The sequence below is a fragment of the Ktedonobacter racemifer DSM 44963 genome (assembly GCF_000178855.1).
Lineage (GTDB): Bacteria > Chloroflexota > Ktedonobacteria > Ktedonobacterales > Ktedonobacteraceae > Ktedonobacter > Ktedonobacter racemifer.
The window spans coordinates 441653-460450 of record NZ_ADVG01000002.1 but is presented as its reverse complement, the minus strand read 5'-3'; the positions used below and the strand labels follow the sequence as shown (position 1 = coordinate 460450).

The 18798-nt window shown below is 53.3% G+C and carries 15 protein-coding genes; 9 read left to right on the top strand and 6 right to left on the bottom strand.

Annotation, left to right across the window (positions count from 1 at the left end):
* Positions 1 to 68: 68 nt before the first annotated feature.
* Both KRAC_RS61925 and KRAC_RS18360 read right to left on the bottom strand, forming a co-directional pair.
* Entirely contained in the window at positions 69 to 713 is a 645-nt protein-coding gene (locus KRAC_RS61925) for a DUF6114 domain-containing protein (RefSeq protein ID WP_007909557.1), read from the bottom strand.
* Positions 714 to 927: 214 nt separating this feature from the next.
* A complete protein-coding gene (locus tag KRAC_RS18360) occupies positions 928 to 1509 on the bottom strand; it encodes a TetR/AcrR family transcriptional regulator (RefSeq protein WP_007909556.1) in 582 nt (193 codons plus the stop codon).
* Between the two features lie 376 nt (positions 1510 to 1885).
* Between KRAC_RS18360 and KRAC_RS18355 the strand changes: the two genes are divergently transcribed.
* From KRAC_RS18355 to KRAC_RS74560, 5 genes are all read left to right on the top strand, one after another.
* Positions 1886 to 2458, top strand: a complete 573-nt coding sequence (locus KRAC_RS18355) for a TetR/AcrR family transcriptional regulator (RefSeq protein ID WP_052568389.1) — start codon at positions 1886 to 1888, stop codon at positions 2456 to 2458.
* A 113-nt stretch (positions 2459 to 2571) separates the two neighbouring features.
* Entirely contained in the window at positions 2572 to 3993 is a 1422-nt protein-coding gene (locus KRAC_RS18350) for a cytochrome P450 (protein WP_157506790.1), read from the top strand.
* 79 nt (positions 3994 to 4072) lie between these two features.
* Positions 4073 to 5854: a long-chain-fatty-acid--CoA ligase gene (locus KRAC_RS18345; RefSeq protein ID WP_083814728.1), complete on the top strand. Its 1782-nt coding sequence runs from the start codon at positions 4073 to 4075 to the stop codon at positions 5852 to 5854.
* A 159-nt stretch (positions 5855 to 6013) separates the two neighbouring features.
* Entirely contained in the window at positions 6014 to 6208 is a 195-nt protein-coding gene (locus KRAC_RS74565; RefSeq protein ID WP_040443824.1) for a hypothetical protein, read from the top strand.
* Positions 6159 to 6614 carry a glycoside hydrolase family 3 protein gene (locus KRAC_RS74560; protein WP_211221297.1) on the top strand — a complete coding sequence of 152 codons (456 nt, stop codon included), beginning with the start codon at positions 6159 to 6161 and terminating at the stop codon, positions 6612 to 6614. Before KRAC_RS74565 ends, KRAC_RS74560 begins: the two co-directional genes overlap by 50 nt.
* 26 nt (positions 6615 to 6640) lie before the next feature.
* On the opposite strand, the gene KRAC_RS18330 is transcribed toward KRAC_RS74560, so the two are convergent.
* Positions 6641 to 8236 (bottom strand): phytoene desaturase family protein, encoded by a 1596-nt coding sequence (locus tag KRAC_RS18330; protein ID WP_007909552.1) that lies wholly within the window; start codon positions 8234 to 8236, stop codon positions 6641 to 6643.
* A gap of 484 nt (positions 8237 to 8720) precedes the next feature.
* On the opposite strand from KRAC_RS18330, the gene KRAC_RS18325 reads away from it, so the two are divergent.
* A complete protein-coding gene (locus KRAC_RS18325) occupies positions 8721 to 9674 on the top strand; it encodes an aldo/keto reductase (RefSeq protein ID WP_007909551.1) in 954 nt (317 codons plus the stop codon).
* A 263-nt stretch (positions 9675 to 9937) separates the two neighbouring features.
* On the opposite strand, the gene KRAC_RS18320 is transcribed toward KRAC_RS18325, so the two are convergent.
* The 3 genes from KRAC_RS18320 to KRAC_RS18310 all read right to left on the bottom strand — a co-directional run bounded on the left by KRAC_RS18320 (position 9938) and on the right by KRAC_RS18310 (position 11462).
* A complete protein-coding gene (locus tag KRAC_RS18320; RefSeq protein WP_007909550.1) occupies positions 9938 to 10387 on the bottom strand; it encodes a nitroreductase family deazaflavin-dependent oxidoreductase in 450 nt (149 codons plus the stop codon).
* A gap of 11 nt (positions 10388 to 10398) precedes the next feature.
* A complete protein-coding gene (locus tag KRAC_RS18315) occupies positions 10399 to 10728 on the bottom strand; it encodes a putative quinol monooxygenase (protein ID WP_007909549.1) in 330 nt (109 codons plus the stop codon).
* 74 nt (positions 10729 to 10802) lie between these two features.
* Positions 10803 to 11462 (bottom strand): TetR/AcrR family transcriptional regulator, encoded by a 660-nt coding sequence (locus KRAC_RS18310; RefSeq protein ID WP_052568387.1) that lies wholly within the window; start codon positions 11460 to 11462, stop codon positions 10803 to 10805.
* Positions 11463 to 12176: 714 nt separating this feature from the next.
* On the opposite strand from KRAC_RS18310, the gene KRAC_RS18300 reads away from it, so the two are divergent.
* The 3 genes from KRAC_RS18300 to KRAC_RS18290 all read left to right on the top strand — a co-directional run bounded on the left by KRAC_RS18300 (position 12177) and on the right by KRAC_RS18290 (position 18644).
* Entirely contained in the window at positions 12177 to 15251 is a 3075-nt protein-coding gene (locus KRAC_RS18300) for a winged helix-turn-helix domain-containing protein (protein WP_007909546.1), read from the top strand.
* 121 nt (positions 15252 to 15372) lie between these two features.
* Entirely contained in the window at positions 15373 to 16890 is a 1518-nt protein-coding gene (locus KRAC_RS18295) for a serine hydrolase (RefSeq protein WP_007909545.1), read from the top strand.
* Entirely contained in the window at positions 16890 to 18644 is a 1755-nt protein-coding gene (locus KRAC_RS18290; RefSeq protein WP_007909543.1) for a serine hydrolase, read from the top strand. Before KRAC_RS18295 ends, KRAC_RS18290 begins: the two co-directional genes overlap by 1 nt.
* Positions 18645 to 18798 lie beyond the last annotated feature (154 nt).

The window sequence follows — 18798 nt, the reverse complement described above, 5'->3', positions numbered from 1 at the left end:
TGCCTTCTTGAACTGGCTTGCAGCACTACAACGAACATTCTACAAGCTGAGTTTCGTGATCAATATGGTTAGTGTGAGTGAGGAAAAGGTTTCTTCATCCATCCTGGGAGCTTGCGTGGGAGTTTATAATTCGTGACGCTTTGAGACGAACGGTTCCGGGACCGGGAAACAGGCTGCCAGGCAACACCCATAGCGCCACCTATGATACCCAGTAACATGCCTAAGCCCAGGCCGCCAGCGGCGACAGGGAGAGAGACGAGAGAAAGTACGACGGCGCTTGCTCCGGTAACAAGTGCGTTGGAAGGGACCAGTAACTGGATGAATCCCATGACTAAGAGCAGGCCACCCACCAGCAACCCAGCCCAAATATTACTACCCGGTAAGAGCGCGAATGGAAGCAGTTCAATCGGACCCCAGAGGACCAGGAGCCCCGCGAGTATGATGAGGATTGATCCCGAGAATGGACGTGTTCTGCGCCACAATTTGAAACGTGACCATTCTCGCCAGTTGTCCTTCTGCTTCGTCTTCTTCTTCCCCGGGCGCGAAAGTGACGGAAGACGTAAGGGGAAGGCCGATCGCAGTTGTGCTGCTGACGGGCGTTTCCAAGACCAGTGTTTGGGTTCTGTGGCGAGCTTTGTGCCGGACGTTTCTCCCCCGGCATTGGTGTCCTTAGCCTGAACCACAGCGATGGTTGGGTCGTCTTGATTGGCCATCGCGAGTGCCTCCTGTTCTCTACATTGAGGAAAAAAAACTGACTGACTATCAATCAATGGTCTTATATACAAAAATAAAAGATAGCACTGCATTTGTCAAGCACATGGGAAAAAATAGCAAAAATGGGAAGGGGTCAAGGTTATGACTACTAAGGGTGAGGCGCGCATTGGCGCGGCTTTCAACTCTGCCGGGATCGCGCCTATATGCGACGCCTCAATCTATTCCAAGCGCCCGGCAGACAAATCGCGCGGTTTCTTCGATAAAGTGTTCAATCGATAACGGTGAATTGTAGAGATAGCACTGAAGTGTGGCATAGTAGACCGTCCCTACAATGAGTGTCGCGGAGATAGCGGGATCGATTGAACTATTGATTGTCCCTTGCGTCTGCTCATAGCGAAGCAGTTCGGAGATCAAGCGGTGATACGGCTCGAAGACGAGTTCATTCTCTGAAGCCGATTCGACGAGATGGGTCAGGGCAAGTACATCACGATACGTACTCAAAATGCCAAATATTTCTTTGATGCTCCTCTCGATCTTCTGCTCAATAGGACGAGGCTCCGTAAACACGTGCATAAGCGCCGCCTGGACCTCATTTTGCATCTCTATCGTGAGGGTTTTGACAATGGAGGCTTTGGAAGGGAAATACCAGTAAAATGTTCCCTGCGCGACCCCCGCTTTGGCGACAATTTCAGAAACGGTGGTGGCTTCATACCCTTTCTCGGCCATGATCTCTCGTGAGACCTTGAGCAGTTCGGCGCGGCGGTCGACTTTAGGATGCTTCGCGTTTTGATGCATACGTATTGTTACCCCTGGTTGAGTAAAAAATTCTTTTGCAAAGTTTTTTTTAGAATAGCACACCAGGGACATAAAGTACATTATCCCGTAGGATCGCGATGTACTTCTCGCACCTGTCAGCTCACAAGGTTACTTTCCGGAGAAAGGGGTGGTGGGGTGGTTGTTGAGTGTATTTTCTCAACAACCACCCCACCACCCCTTTCTCTTTGAGTGCCGCAGGCGCGAAGACAATTTGAATAAAAATCAGAATTGAATTTAGTTCAAATTTATGTTATGCTCCAGATGAGAGCGCAGGCAACGTTACCAGAATGCCCTGGCTTGGGGAATGCTTGAGCGTATGGGCTTGGGAAATAAAAAAATGAAGGAAACCAGCATAGTGCACAAGCGAGTTCCACGGCGTCAACGCTTAATTGAGATTGGCATGGACTTATTCGGGAACCGGTCGTATGAAGAGATCTCCATTGATGATATCGCGGCTGCGGCGGATATCTCGAAGGGGCTCCTCTATTACTACTTTCCCACCAAGCACGACTTTTACGCGGCGGTCATTCAGCATGCCGCGGAGCAACTCCTCCGGGAGACGGAGCCCGATCCAGGTCTTGAGCCAACGGAACGCTTGCGGAGCAGCTTGAGGGCTTATTTTAGCTATGTTGATCGTCACGCGACTGCGTACATGGCACTGCTCCGGGGAGGCATCGGCGTGGATGCGCAGGTCGCGGCTATTATGGACAATGTGCGCCAGTCCTATGTTCAGCGCGTCTCCGAAAACATCATGCGTGGCCGCCCCCTCTCTCCGAGGCAGCGGATCGCCATCAATGGGTGGATCGGCTTTGTTGAGGCCACAAGTATTGCCTGGCTCAATCAGCGTTGTATCGACCAGGAGGAACTCTGCGACCTGGCCACCGCGGCCTTCGCTATGCTATTGCGTGGAGGTTCCCATGAACCCTGATAGTGAAAGCTTTTAAAGATTTCCAGCAAACGATCATGATTGATGGCGTGCCGGTTCACTACCGGGTAGTGGGCCAGGGAGAGCCTCTTTCTCAGAGTACAAGGAGTAACATCTTGGCACAACACGTTCAAACGACTCCCTCCCGCGCTGTTCCGTGCCTGACGAGGAGTGAAGCTTTTTCATTCCTCCTCTTCCATGATCCACTGAACACCCCTTTACGCCTGGCGCGCAAATATGGGGATGTCTTTTACTTCCAGGCGGGGCGCAATAAGGTCTTTTTCCTCAATCATCCCGATGATATCCGCGAGCTGCTTGTGGTGCAGCACGAAAACTTTCGCAAGGGCGAAGGGGTCATGATCCTCGAGCGTATGCTTGGCAAGGGCCTGATTACCAATGATGGCGCCGCGCATAAGCAGCAGCGGCGACTGGTTCAACCAGCCTTTCACCGGCGGCGCATCGCCAGCTATGCCCAGGCAATGGTTGAGGCAGCGCAGCAGCAAGCACACGCCTGGCAAGATGGCGCAACTGTGGATATGTCTCAGGAGATGATGCAGTTAACGCTGGTCATTGTCGGGAAGACACTGTTCAACACGGATGTTGGGGAGGAGGCCAACACGGTCCAGGCTGCGCTCGTGACCGCTATGGAGGCTTTTCGCAAATTGGGTCTCTCGCCTGTGGGGGAGCTGGTCGAACGCTTGCCTCTCCCCATTCACGCGCGCCTGCGACGCGCGCGTGAGCGGCTCGACAAAGTGGTCTATCGCATCATCGATGAACATCGCCAACAGGGAATCGACCAGGGCGACCTCCTCTCTATGCTCTTGATGGCGCGAGACGAGGAGGGGAACGTCATGAATGACCAGCAATTGCGCGACGAGGTGATGACCCTGTTCCTGGCGGGTCATGAGACGACCTCGAATGCCCTGACCTGGACGTGGTATCTCCTGGCGCAACATCCAGAGGTGCGCGAGAAGGTCCAGCAAGAGGTCGATACCGTGCTGGCGGGCCGCACGGCAACCATTGAGGACCTTCCACGCTTGACCTATACCGAGCAGGTCTTGATGGAGTCGATGCGTCTCTGCCCGCCCGTCTGGGCCATTGATCGACGTGTTACTCGGGACACTACGCTACGCGGCATCTCTCTTCCTAAGTGGTCAAGGGTGGTGATGAGCCAGTACGTAGTGCATCATGACCCACGCTTCTATCCTGAGCCGGAGAAATTCGATCCCGAGCGTTGGACGCCTGAGGCCCAGGCGACGCGCCCAAAGTTCGCGTATTTTCCCTTCGGTGGTGGACCGCGCCTCTGTATTGGCGAGGCCTTCGCCTGGACCGAGAGCATTTTGCTCCTGGCGACCCTGTCTCAGCACTGGGAGGCGCGCCTGGCGCCTGGGGCGCGTGTCAAGTTTCAACCTGCCGTTACCCTGCGCCCCCAATATGGTATCAAAATGACGCTGCATAAGCGTTGTTCGTCAGTATCTCAAGCGGAAAAGGCCCAGGTACCAACAACTGCACAAAGCGAGGGGCTCTTAAGGGAATGATCTCTCGCCACTGCGGTGCTGAGGAGGAAGGCCAGATACATCGTTCGACCAGTACCAACAAGGAGGAGGCTCACGATCTATGCCTGATGCACTCTCTATTCCAGATGTTCAGACCGGTCGTCAACAATTATTCAATAGGCAAGCCAGTGATCGGGAAGCGTATTTGCGAAGCCATCCCTGGGTGCGCCACTATGAAGAGGGCGTCCCGGATTTAATCGACCTTCCCGATGAGTCATTGACCTGGATTCTTGATGATGTGGCCAAAAGTTTCCCTGACCAGACGGCGTTTATCTACTATAACACCAGGATTACCTATGCTCGCTTCTTTACCCTGGTGCATGCCTTCGCCATTCAACTCCAGCGCCTGGGAATACAGCCGGGAGACCGCGTTGCTCTTTCCCTGCCCAACATTCCTCAGTACCCTATCGCGTTTTTTGCCATTCTCAAAATCGGCGCGGTCGCGGTTCCCACCAACCCGCTCTACACCGAGCATGAACTCGCGCATCAACTCAGCGACTCGGGCGCGCGCATCCTGATCATGCTGGACATGTTCTATCCCATCGTCCGCAACGCGCGCTCGCGCATACCAGTAGAGCATATCATTATTACTAGCGTCACGGATTACTTCTCCCCCATCCTGCGTGCCCTGTATCCACTTACCCAGTTGCGTAGCAAGCCGCCTTCTCCCAAACTGACGTTCAAAGAGCTGCGGGCCGATCCGTGCCTGCACCTCATGAAGGAGATGCAGGCACGGACCACGGACAGCGAAGTGGCGACCTTCAAGCCCGTGCCTGTAAAGAGCGACGACCTGGCGGTCCTGCAATATACCGGCGGGACCACAGGCATCGCCAAAGGCGCGATGTTGACCCATCGCAACCTGCTGGCCAATACGCTACAAACGACGAAATGGGTCCCCAAGGGCAAAGAGGGACAGGAAAGCGCCGTCTGTGTGGCCCCTTTTTTCCATGCCTATGGCATGACAGTCTGTATGAACCTGGGGATCTACGCGGGAGCGACGCTCATTCTGCTGCCGCGCTTTCAGCCCAAAGAGGTCGCGCGAGCCCTGCGCCGCTATCGTCCAAGCATGTTCCCCGGCATTCCGACGATGTATATTGCTATCATGCGCGAACTGGGCAAGGAGAAAAATCTTGACTTCATGCAGTCAATCAAATACAGCATCAGTGGAGCCGCGCCGCTGCCAGCCCAGGTACAAAACGACTTCAACGCCATGACGCAGGGAAAGCTTGTCGAGGGGTACGGCTTAAGCGAAGCCGCGCCGGTCACGCACTGTAATCCCCTGACCGAGAAGTCACGCAATGGCAGTATCGGCCTCCCCCTGCCGAACGTTGAGGCCGCGATCCTCAATGCCGAGACGGGCGATCCCCTCCCTATCGGCGAAGTGGGGGAGATTGTGGTGAAGGGGCCGAACATCATGCGTGGATACTGGAAGCGTGAAGAGGAGACAAGGGCTCTCTTCACCAATGGTTGGATGCGTACGGGCGACCTTGGCAGAATGGACGAAGATGGCTACTTCTACGTGGTCGAGCGCGCGAAGGACATGATCATCGCCAGCGGCTTCAATGTCTATCCGCGTGAAGTCGAGGAGGTACTCTTCCAGCATCCTGCCGTCGAAGAGGCAGCGGTGAAAGGGATCGCCGACGCGTACCGGGGAGAGACAGTCGCCGCCTTCATCGTCCTCAAAGACGGCTATCAGCCAGACGAAGCAAACAAGCAGAGTATACTCGCGTTTTGTAAGCAGCGGCTTGCGGCATATAAAATGCCCAAGATGCTTGAATTCCGCGACGAACTGCCCAAGTCCCTGGTAGGCAAGGTGCTCAGAAGAAAGCTCCAGGTGGAGTAGTAATGCCCACGGGATGCGCAACGAGGTTACAGCAAGCAAACGATATACTCTGAATTGGCCTCACAAGCAATTTCATATTTACCATTTGCTTGTTGGTGGTTTTTGTAACCCCGCTGGCGGGTTTGCATGCGGCACTGGGGCAAGATGTAGAGATACAGTATGCAAAGGGCTTGTGAGGTCCTGGGCGATGACCGCTCCGGTTTCGCCGCAGCGGTGCAGGCAGCGCGTGATGCCGATGTCGCCGTGGTTGTGGTCGCCGGACGGAGCGGTCTGCTGCGCCCGGTTACGGTCGGCGAGGCCAACGATGCAACCAATCTTGACCTCACCGGTTGGTGTGCAGCCCGAGCCGATTGAAGCGCTCGCTGCCAGCGGTGCACCCCTGGTCGTCGTCGTGCTCAGCGGGCGCGTCCATACGCTGGCCGCGGTCGCACACCAGGCCAGTGCACTCCTCCAGCTATTTCCAGCAGGGGAGGAAGGCGGCAACGGCCTGGCCGATGTGCTAACCGGGAAAGCAAATCCGAGTGGACGGTCTGCCCGTCAGCATGCCACGCGTGGTCGGGCAGGTGCCAAACTACGTGGGAACCCGCGCCGGGGGCGATCGCGCGATGTTCTTCGATGGGTACATCGACGCCCCAACTTCGCCGCTGTTCGCCTTAAGACCAGGCGGATCAGATCCACGCGCAGAGGGCATAGCGGCTGGGTGGCAATTTGCCATCTTATCCCTTTTCGCGACGGGAAGGAAGCGCCGAAACTGCTGTAAATCGAGCTCTTCCGCGGGACGCCATCCTATCGTATCTCTTCGGGGGACGCATTCAAGAGCTGTTGCGCGACAATGTAGCCTGAGCCCCCGTTAATTCCATGCCCTGGCCATGTTGCTGCTCCCAACAGAAAGAGATTGGGTATTGGAGAGTTATGCCCTGGTTGACTGGGAAGCGGGCGGAAGAGGTAGCTCTGAGCCAGATCATGTGCACCTCCATATGGATCACCCGGGCCTTGATTGGGGCTGAACTGTGCCAGTGTATCGGGTGTAATCACAGCGTGACCGATAATAGCACCAGGAATATTTGGAATATGCCTTCCCACAATATCAATGACTCGCTCCGCAAAGCGTTCAGTAAGGTCGTGTGTCCACGTTCCGTCACCTACATCGATCAGATCGGCAGCATCACCCCGAGGGTGAGTGGGCACCTCAAGGACCTGAACGCGCATAATGGATTTCCCTTCCGGTGCACGTGACGGATCGAGGTTCGTTGGGCAATCCACAGTAAACGTCGGTTTTACCGGAAGTAAGCCGGCCATTCCTTGGGCAATGGCGAGGGTGCACCCATCGAGTCCATCCGTTAAGTGTGGCTGTCCCACGCTACTGAAGCGCTCGTCTGGCCAACGTGGCGGCTCACTAAGCGCCAGGTGAATCTGCACACATCCACGTCCATACCTGAACTGTTTGGCCTGTGTACGCAGAGATTCATCGACATCTGTATCAGCAAGCAGAGAGAGGTAGAGCTGATCTGGATTCATCGAAGCAACGACGGCCTGGCGCGCACGGAACTCTTCACCGCTGGTTGTACGTACGCACGAGGCTTGCCCGTGTTCTACAAGGATACGATTGACGTGAGCCTGCGTGCGTATTACTCCCCCCTGATCTATCACCAGTTGTGTCAGCGCGCGCGCCAGCATTTCGCTTCCCCCCTCGGGTATTGGCATGCCCCCTCCCATTAATGCCAACACGATGAGTTTAACCCAGATACCGCTGCCGGCTTCGTCGGGAGTGCGTCCCATATGCATGGTCCAGGGGGCAAGCATTGCGCGCAAGACTGAAGACTGGAAAGGACTGAGTACAGTGCGCGCAGTATCAAATAGCGAAGCGGCAAAGGATGAATAGCCGGGATGCTTCTCATCATGCAGTAGACGCGTTAGGATCTCCTGTGCGCTAGGTGAGGTAAGATCCAGATTAAATAGAGAGAAAACATCGTTCACATAAGGGTTGAGCGATTCCAGTAGACGAATGAGGGTAGCTCCATCACCGGGAGCAAGTCGCTCCGCCTCTGTGATGAGTGCCTCGATAGACCGTGGAAACACCGCTGTTTGACCATCTTCCAGGGATACACCCGTTGGTAGATCGGTATTTAAATAATGCAATCCCCGCTTTGTCAGTGCGTCTCCGAGATCAGCATAGGCTGGTCCAGTGAGGAAGAGGGGATGTGCAGCAGAATAGACGTCGTGTTTAAAGCCGGGAAGTGTCAACTCATCCGTGCGAACCAGCCCCCCTGGGCGATCATTTTTCTCCAGCACGAGGACACTGCGTCCCGCGCGTGTGAGGTAGGCTGCGGTAACGAGCGCATTGTGACCGCTACCAATGATAACGATATCATATGTTTCCATTGTGCGCACTCCTTGCGGTATGGGTAGAACTACTTCGATCGCATATACGAAAGACATCCTAATGCATGAAACTTTCTAAGGAGAAAGTAACGTTGATACCACTTCAGTATGCTTGACGCATCTACGAATTCCGTACAACATGTCTGAAAGGATTTAGTTCCTGTATCCTGCCACTCTTAAATGCTATACGTTTGCACTTTTATCTTTTAGCTGATGCATATTTTAATCTGCCAAGCGCCATAGTATGATGTCACCAGTGCCACCATTCGTGAGAGAGCCGGAAGGTGGTTTGTCTCGATTTGTGTGCACAGAACCCCAAGCAGCTACAGGCGACGTCATTGGCGTTGACCTGGGGATCAAGCGGCTGGCCACCCTTTCTGACGAACGCACCTTCGAGAATCCCAAGGCGCTGGGATAGCATGGCTGTGGTGTTTGAAGTTACCAGTAAGATATAAGCATATTCTGGCAAGAAAGGATTTGGAATATGCAAACACGTCAACTTGGAAAGACAGGCATGCAGATCACGCGAATCGGCCTGGGAACCTGGGCTATCGGTGGCGGTCAGTGGGAATTTGGTTGGGGACCACAGGACGACCGAGAGTCCATAGATACGGTCCACCGTGCACTAGACTTGGGCATCAACTGGATCGATACCGCCGCTGTGTATGGATTGGGCCGCTCCGAAAAGATCGTCGGTCAGGCCATTAAAGGTCGTGAGAGGTCATATATCTTCACGAAGTGCTCCATGATCTGGGATGAGAACCGAAAGATAAGCCATAGCCTCAAAGCTGACTCGATTCGCCGAGAAGCCGAAAACAGCTTGAAACGTCTCGACATTGACGTTATCGATCTCTATCAAATCCACTGGCCCGATCCTGAGCCTGATATTGAGGAGGGCTGGAGCACACTCGCCGCGCTGAAGAAGGAGGGCAAAGTACGCCACATTGGCGTCTCGAACTTCAATATTGAGCAGATGCGTCGTGCTGAGAAGATCGCGCCGGTTGAGACACTTCAGCCGCCCTACTCGCTGATTGATCGAGCTGTTGAGAAGGAAATTCTGCCCTATTGTCAGCAGAACAATATCGGCGTCATTGTCTACTCACCGATGGCCTCTGGCTTGCTGACCGGTCGTATGACGCCTGAACGCATTGCGCATCTGCCTGATGATGACTGGCGGAAAGGGAATCCGGAATATCAAGAGCCGCGTCTGTCGCGCAACCTGATGCTGGCAGCGTTGCTCGCGGACATTGGTAAGCAGCACAACGTCACGGCGGGCGTCATCGCTATTGCCTGGACACTGCGTAATCCAGCCGTCACGGCTGCCATCGTTGGTGCGCGCCATCCCAGCCAGATTGAAGAACTGGCTCCGGCAGCGGATTTCAGCCTCAGTGATAGCGAGTACGCACAGATCGAGAAGTTTCTGGCAGAGCATCCCTAAAGGCTCCCGTTCTTGAGCCTTTACACGTACACACAACTCTTGGATCTGGGGGGAAAACGTGGGAGCGATGCGCTGCCCATGCCTCGTTCCCCCCCCCCGAGAAGTGCCCCGCTTCCTATGTTCTCCCAGCGGGGACCCGGCCCCCTGTGAGAGCGGGCCGGGAGTCGCTTGCCGATGACGCGGGATGCATCGCCACCTCCGCTGCCAACGGGGGAAAGGGAATAGCTCGAAGCGTGGGCAGAACGCCTGGAACCCTCGCTGCTTTAGCAGGTGGAGCTCTCGGTCATCACCTGAAACACTGGATGCCGCAGCGTTTCACGCTCGAAGTCTTGCAGCGAGGATTCGACGGTCGCCTCGAAGTAGCCTTGTGTGATAGGGCCACCCGCGCCTATGCATCCCTTCAGAATAGGTGCCGCCTCCTCTGGCTCGAGCTCGACGACGCTGATGGTCTCGCAACGGCGCCCAAGGGTGAGCGTCGCCTCCTTTGCCGCTCGTAGGTTGCGCACCCAGTCGACGATACCAAAGGTGGCAACCAGATAGCGCTCTCCATTCTGCTCAACAACCGCAATTGGGGTCGTGCGTGGCTGGCCGCTCTTGCGTCCCCGCACCGTGAGCAGGTGTATCGGCCCCACCTTCAATCCCGCGCGGACAAAGGTCATCGCCAGGACATTGCCCGCTTGCCGTAGAAACGTGTGTCGATATGCCTTTGCCATATATACATCCTTTATCCTTCAAGAATGGCGCGAACCTTATACTCGCGCGAATCCGGCGTCGCGATCTGGCGTAATTCGACCAGTAGCGGCGTATCCGCCTTCTCAAACACCTTGGCGGTGGCGACCTGTAACGCTTCATGGCTACTGTATTGCGCGTAGTTTACTACGCGAGTACCATCGACGCTGGCGTGAAAATTGGCCGAGACAAAGCCAGGTACTTCCATTCGGAGCATCCTCGCAATCTCAATCAGCAGTTCCAGACCTCTCTGCTGATTCTCCGGCTCAAATGTGAACGTATTAATGGTCGTCACGACGTCATTGTCCTGTGAGATGGTTCCCATAGATGTTCTCCCCTTTTCTCAAGTGCTCTCACACTATATGGTTGTATGACCAACCAATTTTGTACGTAAAAAAACTACTTCTCGGGCGTCGGTTCCGCGCTAAGCAAGTGTTGAACAAGTTCATATGCCGCCGTAAGGTCGAGGCCGGGCTGTGCCAGTTGTTGTAGGGCCAGCCCATCGGTGCAGGCGTGGAATACCGCCGCGATGGCCTGTGCTCGTGTCTCATCGAGACCCATCTGCTCCTGAATCGTCTGCGCGATGCCCTCTCGCCCCTTTGCCAGCATTTCGCCTATTGCGGATAGAAAGTCCGGGTTACGCAAGCCGAGAGCATAGAGCTCATAGCGTAGCCGATACCACGCCGTATGCTCGCGGCTGACAGTAGCAACTGCGAGCATCGCCACGTCCGCGAACGTGCGCTCACTTGACAGCTTCCGCAACTCCTGCATCAATTGCTGATGAAAGCGCGCCCCCGCTTCATAGATGACAGCCAAGAGCAGTTCATCCTTGGAGGCGAAGTAATAATGGAACAGACCAGGCGAGACATCAGCTTTGCGCGCGATCTCTTTAACCGTTGTGGCGTCAATGCCTTTCTCGGAGAGAAGGCTATAGCCAGCGTCAATCAGGCGCTCGCGGTTATCTCGCTGGTGTGTCCAGGTTTTCTTCGGTTTCTTTTCTGTTTGGTCGTCCATACAAATATGATAACGTGACGAGGGCCGTTTTGTCAAGGCAGGCAAAATGAAGCCCTCTCTGCATTTCTGATAAGATAGAAGGGAGTAAATGTGTAGGAGTGGTTCTCTATGCAAGGACGACAGAGAAAACATTGGGCTTTCTTGCCAATCCAAAGGTGTACAATATTGAAAAAGCTATTCAAGAACAGGAGGAAGGTAGCTCGACTGTTCCAAGGAGGGATGTGAGAACTGGTGATCGGGCCATTATCTGGAAAGCCAAAGGGAATGATCAGCAGAGAGGAACTGTCACACTGGCCGAAGTGCTGACAGATCCTCTCTGCAAATGCTCGTAACGAGCAGTACTGGGCAGATCAACAAAAAGCAAATGAGCAAGTAGGTCCAGTTCACGAGCGCTACTACGTCCCCACGGTTTGCCCCTTGTGGGACAATCGGATAGATGTGCCTCTTTTGAGGGAAGTAAGTGTCGCTCGCGCGACAGGTGGAACGGTATTTCACGTTACCCTTGATCAATGGGACACGCTTATGGAGGTTGTGGGGGGCCTGGAAGCATTCCTGAAATAGCAAGCGTTGAATGTGCCATCACAGAATAAGCAGGGAAAAGACGTTCGGGACAAGGACACACCCTTAATGCCGTTCTCCGTCGAACCGTACGCGATGGAGCAAGTAAAGGCCTTTTATATTTTCTCTATGGTTGCTGGGTAATTTTTGGGTAATACCGTATTACCCATTTCGTTGATTGCTTGACGGAGGTGAGTTTGTATGCCGCGTCGCTTGATGGAACGTGTTGTTGATAATCGGCTCACTTTGCCTTCATCATTCATAAATGCGTATGCGCCAATTGAGGTTGGCTCTTCTGCCTGGTTTACCTGGCTACAAGCCGAAGAGACGCATGCTTTTGCGTATCGGGCCGCTTACGGGTCCTTTACAGCCAGGCGAGAGTTCCGGCAGGGCAATGGTTACTGGTATGCCTACTGCTCCCGCAATGCAAAATTGCATAAAGCATATCTGGGTAAGTCGGAGGAACTTACCCAACAGCGCTTAAGTGATGTCCTTAAAAAGCTTTTAGAGCGCTCTGCTGGCAGAGAAGATATTCTTCATAAAAGTGATACGCGGCTAGAGCAATTACATGCTTCTCTTCTTCTGGCGAAAGCAGACATACCTCCGGTTCCCGGTAACCTGGTTGCACGTCCGCGTGTCATGCATACATTGCAGTGTGCCCTGGTATATCCACTGACTGTGGTGTGTGCGCCGGCTGGCTTCGGTAAGACAACACTTTTGAGTGAATGGGGTAACCGTAACAGGAGTTCAGTGGCATGGCTCTCTCTCGATAAAGACGATAATGATCCGCTCCGCTTCCTCGTGTATGTTGTCAAGGCGCTACAACAGCTCTGCCCTGGAGTTGGTCAACAGGTACTGGCAGCTCTATCCACTTCGTCCACATTTTCATTGACACATAGCTTGTACGCGGTAATAAACGATCTGGCAGCCAGAACTTCCTCTGTCACCTTTATCTTTGATGATTACCAGGCTATCGATCATGAAGCTATTCACGCCGCTGTTCAGACAGTCGCTGAAAGCCTCCCCCCACATATCCACTTTATCCTTGCCTGTCGTAGTGCGCCCGCTCTGCCGCTGGCACGGTTGCGCGCAAATAATAAATTGGCTGATATAGATGTTGCTACACTTCGTTTTACCCGGGAAGAGGTAGACACGCTTTTTAGCGCAGGGGTGAAGCCACGACTTACTGCGGAGGAACTAGAAATACTATTTCAGCATACCGAGGGATGGATTGCAGGTCTGCGCTTGTTTTCCCTGGCAATGCTAAGTAGATCAGGCTCCTCTTTTGCTGTTTCTTTGTCGACTGGCAATCGCTACGTTATAGCATACTTGCTTGAGGAGATATTCGATCACCTTCCCGCACAGATAAGGACTTTTCTCTTGCACACATCTATTCTTGAGCGTTTGAATGGATCGCTGTGCAGGGCGGTCACAGACCAGGAGAATGCCGCGGCGTTATTAGAGTGGCTGATACAGGCAAATTTATTTATTTCCCCCTGTGCGGAGGCAGGAAACGTCTATCTCTATCATACCCTTTTTGCGGAAGCCCTGCGCCATAGGCTAGAGCTTGCCCATCCAGAACTCGTACCTGTCCTCCATGCCCGCGCCAGTCGCTGGTTTGAGGCTCGTCATGCTCTCGATAAAGCCATTAACCATGCCCTGGCGGCACAAGATCACGAGCGCTCTCCGGCGCTTATCGAGCAGGTGGCACAGGAATTTCTGGCAAAAGGTGAGATTGCCTGCCTACAGCGCTGGCTTGATGCTTTACCAGTTGAAGCGCTTTACGCGCGACCCCGCCTTTGTATGGCGGCAGCCTGGATACAACTGTTGACAACTCAGACTGGTTGCCATTCCTGGCTCGATGCGGCAGAGCAGGCCATTAACCAGCAAACAGAGATGCTCCTTCCGACTGTCGCGCAGGCAATGACGAATGAAGTACAGATATTACGAGCTATGCTGGTTATTGCCTGCAATGAATTTACGCGTGCTAGTGAGATGTGCCGCCAGATCCTCTCTCATCTGCCCGGAGAAAGGCTGTTTGAGCGAGGCCTGGCGTTGTTCGTATTAGGGATAGCACATTTGCGAGGGGCCGATGTGCATATCGCTGTGCAGGCTCTTTCTGAGGCGAGTAGCCACATTCAAGCCTTAGGGCATGATCTGTTGACGCAGTATATCATGGTCATCCAGGTAGAACTGTATCGCATGCAAGGCTATCTCCTCCAAGCGGCCAGGCTTTGCCAGCAAATTATTAAGCATTCCCCACAACAAGATGGGCAGCCTTTTCCAATGGTAGGTATTGCTCAGGTATGGCTAGGTGACCTTTTTCTGGAATGGAACGACCTGGAGCAGGCGAAACGTCATTTACTGCTGGGGTGGCAGATAGGGGAGCAAATCCATAGCAGACATATTACCGTGCACAGTGCTTTGAAGCTGGTTCACGTAGCGCAGGCACAGGGGGATATAGAGGAGGCAGAGCACTGGTTGCGCCAGGCAGAAGCGCTTGCTCAAAGAGCGAATATTATTGAAGAGATTGAAGAGGTAGCTGCTATACGCGCCTGGCTTGCGCTACGTCATAATCGCTTACGCGAAGCGCTGTTATGGGCACAGGAGCGTAACTTCTTCTGCGATGAAGTATTTCATCGGCAAGAGCAGGAGTATCTTATGTTTATCCGAGTAATGCTGGCAGCCGAGCAAAATGCTATGGACGGACAGTACATACAGCAGGCTCGTGCGGCGCTCATGTATCTCTATCGTTCGGCAGAGCAGGCAGGGCGGGTTCGCTCTCTTATAGATATCCTGATTTTACAATCTATAGCATTTTATATACAACAGCAGATAGAAGATGCTCTGGCAACACTCACGAAAGCAATGCATCTCGCTGAACAGGGAAGGCACATCTATCCTTTTGTGAGTGAAGGTGAGGTGGTCGAAAAGCTGTTGCGCCAACTCCTGGAACGACAACGTACACATAAAGCCGGCGAGCAGCAGGTGAATCTGGCATATCTGCGCACACTTACGACCGCTTTTGAACAGCCTACCCTGAGGATCCAGTTCGTTCCCTCCGTAGATGAACAACCTCTGTTCATCCCGCTGAGCTGGCGCGAACGCGAGGTGTTGTACTTAATGGCTACCGGGCGCAAGAACCGGGAGATTGCCAGAGAGCTGTTCGTCGTCACCGGGACGGTGAAGGCTCATATCAACAATATTTATCGTAAGTTGAATGTGAACAGCAGGGTGCAGGCTATAGCACGTGCCAAAACGCTACACCTACTTTGAAAATATACCTTTCACTTTTAACCTTTGGTAGATGTCTCTTACCAGACCGCTTGAGTACACTTCCTCTAATACCACTGGTGCAGTATCTACTAGGTTTGTGAAAGTTGAAAGGAAGAGTATTATGCGTGACTCGGCTGCAATATCTCCTTCAAATTCTGATCTGCAAGGCTTAGAAGACGTCATAGACCAGATTAGAAACGAGTGGGATATCCCGGGCCTGGCAACAGCCGTGATCAAGGATGGCCAGGTGATAGTATCGCAGGGCTTTGGCAAGCGCTCGGTCGCGGGTAATCTCGGCACTACAGATCAGACCCTCTTCGCCATTGGCTCATGTTCCAAGGCCTTTACGGCTATGGCGATTGCAATGCTCGTTGATGAGGGCGTCTTGAATTGGGATGAACCTATCAGGCGCTACTTGCCAGCATTCAAACTCTATGACCCAATAGCGACCGAGCAAACAACTGTGCGCGACCTGCTCGCCCATCGCACTGGCATGCCACGCTATGACCTGATGTGGTACAACTCTTCCCTTTCACGCAAAGAAGTGTTTGAGCGCCTCCCATACCTGGAACCCAACAAAGGCTTCCGCGAGGTCTGGCAATATCAGAACCTGATGTACATGACGGCAGGCTACCTGATCGAAGCCCTGGCGGGCCAAACCTGGGAGGAGTTCGTCCAGCAACGTATTTTGACGCCCCTGGGGATGACTACAACCAATTTCTCTACTAATGAATCGCAGCAAGCCCCCGACTTTGCCCTTCCCTACCGGGAAATCAAAGATGAAGTGCAGCAGATGGCGTTCTACGACCGTTTTCAGGCTGTAGGACCTGCCGGTTCGATTAACTCCAGTGTGCAGGATATGTGCAAGTGGCTGCAATGCCTGCTCAACAAGGGAACCTATGGCGAGACTACACTCGTTTCAGAGGCACAGTTTGCACAACTCGTCACGCCCCATATGGTCGTACCTGATGGGCCATTTTTCAACTACCCGGAACTCTTTCATCGCACCTATGGCCTGGGTTGGCTCATTACTTCCTATAGAGGGCATACCCTGCTCGAACATAGCGGTGGCATCGATGGCTTTAGTGCCCTGGTAAGCTTCCTGCCCGATGACAATATCGGTATTGTCACACTGACAAACCTGGATGGTCAATTTGCTCCTCAGGCTGTGCACTATATGCTGTTTGATCGCTTGCTAGGGCTGGATGAACGTCCCTGGAACGATCGCTTTAAGCAGGACTATCAGCGCATGAAAGAGCAAATGAAGAAGGTCAAAGACGATAGCCTGGGTCATCGTGTTTCAGATGCACCACTTTCTCACCCCCTCAATGCCTATACTGGAAGATTTGAGCACGCCTCAGCTCTGGGAGTATTTACCATCACTCGGGATTGCGAGACCCTCAAGGGCATGTATAACGATTCAGAGTACACATTCCAGCACCTGCATTACGATATCTTTCTTGTCTCATCAGAGCGTTTCCAACTTCATATGAAAGGCTCCTTTGCCACTGGCCTGGACGGTGATATCGAAAGTTTCTCCCTGCCTATCGAGCCAGGATTCAAGCCGCTCGTCTTCACGCGAGTAGCGGATAAAAGCTTGCGAGAGAAAAGTGTTTTAGAGAAAGAGGAAGCGATATAATGACGAATACATCTATACCTGCTACTGACCCAGAACTGCAAGGACTACCCGAAGTTATCGAAGCGATCAGAGACGAGTGGAACGTTCCAGGCCTGGCAACAGCCGTGATCAAGGATGATCAGGTGATTCTGTCGCGGGGCTTTGGCAAGCGTTCTGTCACGGATAATCTCGACACGACCGATCAGACCCTCTTCGCTATTGGTTCCAGTTCTAAGGCCTTTACCGCCATGGCGATTGCGATGCTCGTTGACGAGGGCATCGTAAATTGGGATGAGCCTATCAGGCGCTACTTGCCAGCATTCAAACTCTATGATCCAATAGCGACCGAGCAAACAACTGTGCGCGACCTGCTCGCCCATCGCACCGGCATGCCACGCTATGACCTGGGGTGGTACAACTCTTCCCTTTCACGCAAAGACCTCTTCGAGCGCCTCCAGTACCTGGAACCCAACAAGAAGTTCCGCGAGGTCTGGCAATACCAGAACCTGATGTATATGACGGCGGGCTATCTGATCGAAGTCCTGACAGGTCAGACCTGGGAGGAGTTTGTTCAGCACCATATTTTGACGCCCCTGGGGATGACTGCAACCAATTTCTCTACGAATGAGTCGCAGCAAGCCCCCGACTTTGCCCTTCCCTACAGGGAAGTCAAAGATGAAGTGCAGCGGATGGAGTTCTACAATCGTTTTCAGGCGGTAGGACCTGCCGGTTCGATCAACTCCAGCGTTCAGGATATATGTAAGTGGCTGCGATGCCTTCTCAACAAGGGACGCAATGGCGAGACCACCATTGTTTCAGAGGCACAGTTCGCGCAACTCGTAGCGCCCCATATGGTCGTACCTGGGGAGCACCCGGCGTTTAAGAAACGGCCGGAAACCTTTTATTACAGCTATGGCCTGGGTTGGGGCATTACTTCCTATAGAGGGCATACTCTTGTTGAGCATGGGGGCAATATCGATGGCTTTAGTGCCCTAGTGAGCTTCTTGCCCGATGACAATATCGGTATCGTTACACTGACAAACCTGGATGGGAACCTCGCGACTCAATCTGTGAACTATACCCTTTTTGACCGTTTACTGGGTTTGGAAGAGCGCCCCTGGAGCGCGCGCAACAAACAGTTCTTTCAAGGGCTAAAAGAGCAAGCAGAAAAGGCCAAGGAGAATACCCTGGACAGCCGTGTGCCAGATGCATCACTTTCTCACCCCCTCAAGGACTATACGGGAAGTTTCGAGCATCCCGGTCTTGGAACATTTACTATCACCCAGGATGGTGAGACCTTGAAGGGTATATATAACGATTCAGATTTCACATTCCAGCACTTGCATTACGATGTCTTTCTTGTCACGTCAGAGCGTTTCGAGATCCATATCAAAGGGGCTTTCGTTACGAATCTTGATGGCGATATCGAAAGCTTCTCCTTGCCTATCGAGCCAGAAGCCAAACCGATTGCCTTTATGCGGGTAGCGGGAAAGCACCTGCAAGCGAAGAGCGTCCTGGGGCAATTCTGTGGTGCATATGAGGTCATGGACCAGACTGCTACGGTCGCCTTCAAGAGTGAACATACCCTCTCTCTAACGCTGCCAGGCCAACCTACATACGAACTAGAGCCGTATAAGGAAGATTCCTTCCGTGTAAAGGGACTGAGTGGATACAGCGTTGCATTCCAGCGCGATGAGGCAGGAGTTGTAACGCAGGCCCTATTCAAGCAGCCATTTGGGACCCTGACAGGCACGAAAAAAGCAGAACAGCAGTAACAAAATTGTATATGTATTGCTGTATGCAATGTACGTAGGTTAAGGAACGACTCAGGCCCCATCTTCTCAAGAAGTTCTCAGCATCATTACCCAGGCCGATTCATAGCAGGTGGTGACCTGAGTCGTTATTGAATTGAGTTTTACAGGAGTTATT

Coding starts and splice junctions, on each gene's coding strand:
- KRAC_RS61925 (WP_007909557.1), bottom strand. CDS start 713: ATGGCCAATCAAGACGACCCAACCATCGCTGTGGTTCAGGCTAAGGAC.
- KRAC_RS18360 (WP_007909556.1), bottom strand. CDS start 1,509: ATGCATCAAAACGCGAAGCATCCTAAAGTCGACCGCCGCGCCGAACTG.
- KRAC_RS18345 (WP_083814728.1), top strand. CDS start 4,073: ATGCCTGATGCACTCTCTATTCCAGATGTTCAGACCGGTCGTCAACAA.
- KRAC_RS74565 (WP_040443824.1), top strand. CDS start 6,014: ATGCAAAGGGCTTGTGAGGTCCTGGGCGATGACCGCTCCGGTTTCGCC.
- KRAC_RS74560 (WP_211221297.1), top strand. CDS start 6,159: ATGCAACCAATCTTGACCTCACCGGTTGGTGTGCAGCCCGAGCCGATT.
- KRAC_RS18330 (WP_007909552.1), bottom strand. CDS start 8,236: ATGGAAACATATGATATCGTTATCATTGGTAGCGGTCACAATGCGCTC.
- KRAC_RS18325 (WP_007909551.1), top strand. CDS start 8,721: ATGCAAACACGTCAACTTGGAAAGACAGGCATGCAGATCACGCGAATC.
- KRAC_RS18320 (WP_007909550.1), bottom strand. CDS start 10,387: ATGGCAAAGGCATATCGACACACGTTTCTACGGCAAGCGGGCAATGTC.
- KRAC_RS18315 (WP_007909549.1), bottom strand. CDS start 10,728: ATGGGAACCATCTCACAGGACAATGACGTCGTGACGACCATTAATACG.
- KRAC_RS18300 (WP_007909546.1), top strand. CDS start 12,177: ATGCCGCGTCGCTTGATGGAACGTGTTGTTGATAATCGGCTCACTTTG.
- KRAC_RS18295 (WP_007909545.1), top strand. CDS start 15,373: ATGCGTGACTCGGCTGCAATATCTCCTTCAAATTCTGATCTGCAAGGC.
- KRAC_RS18290 (WP_007909543.1), top strand. CDS start 16,890: ATGACGAATACATCTATACCTGCTACTGACCCAGAACTGCAAGGACTA.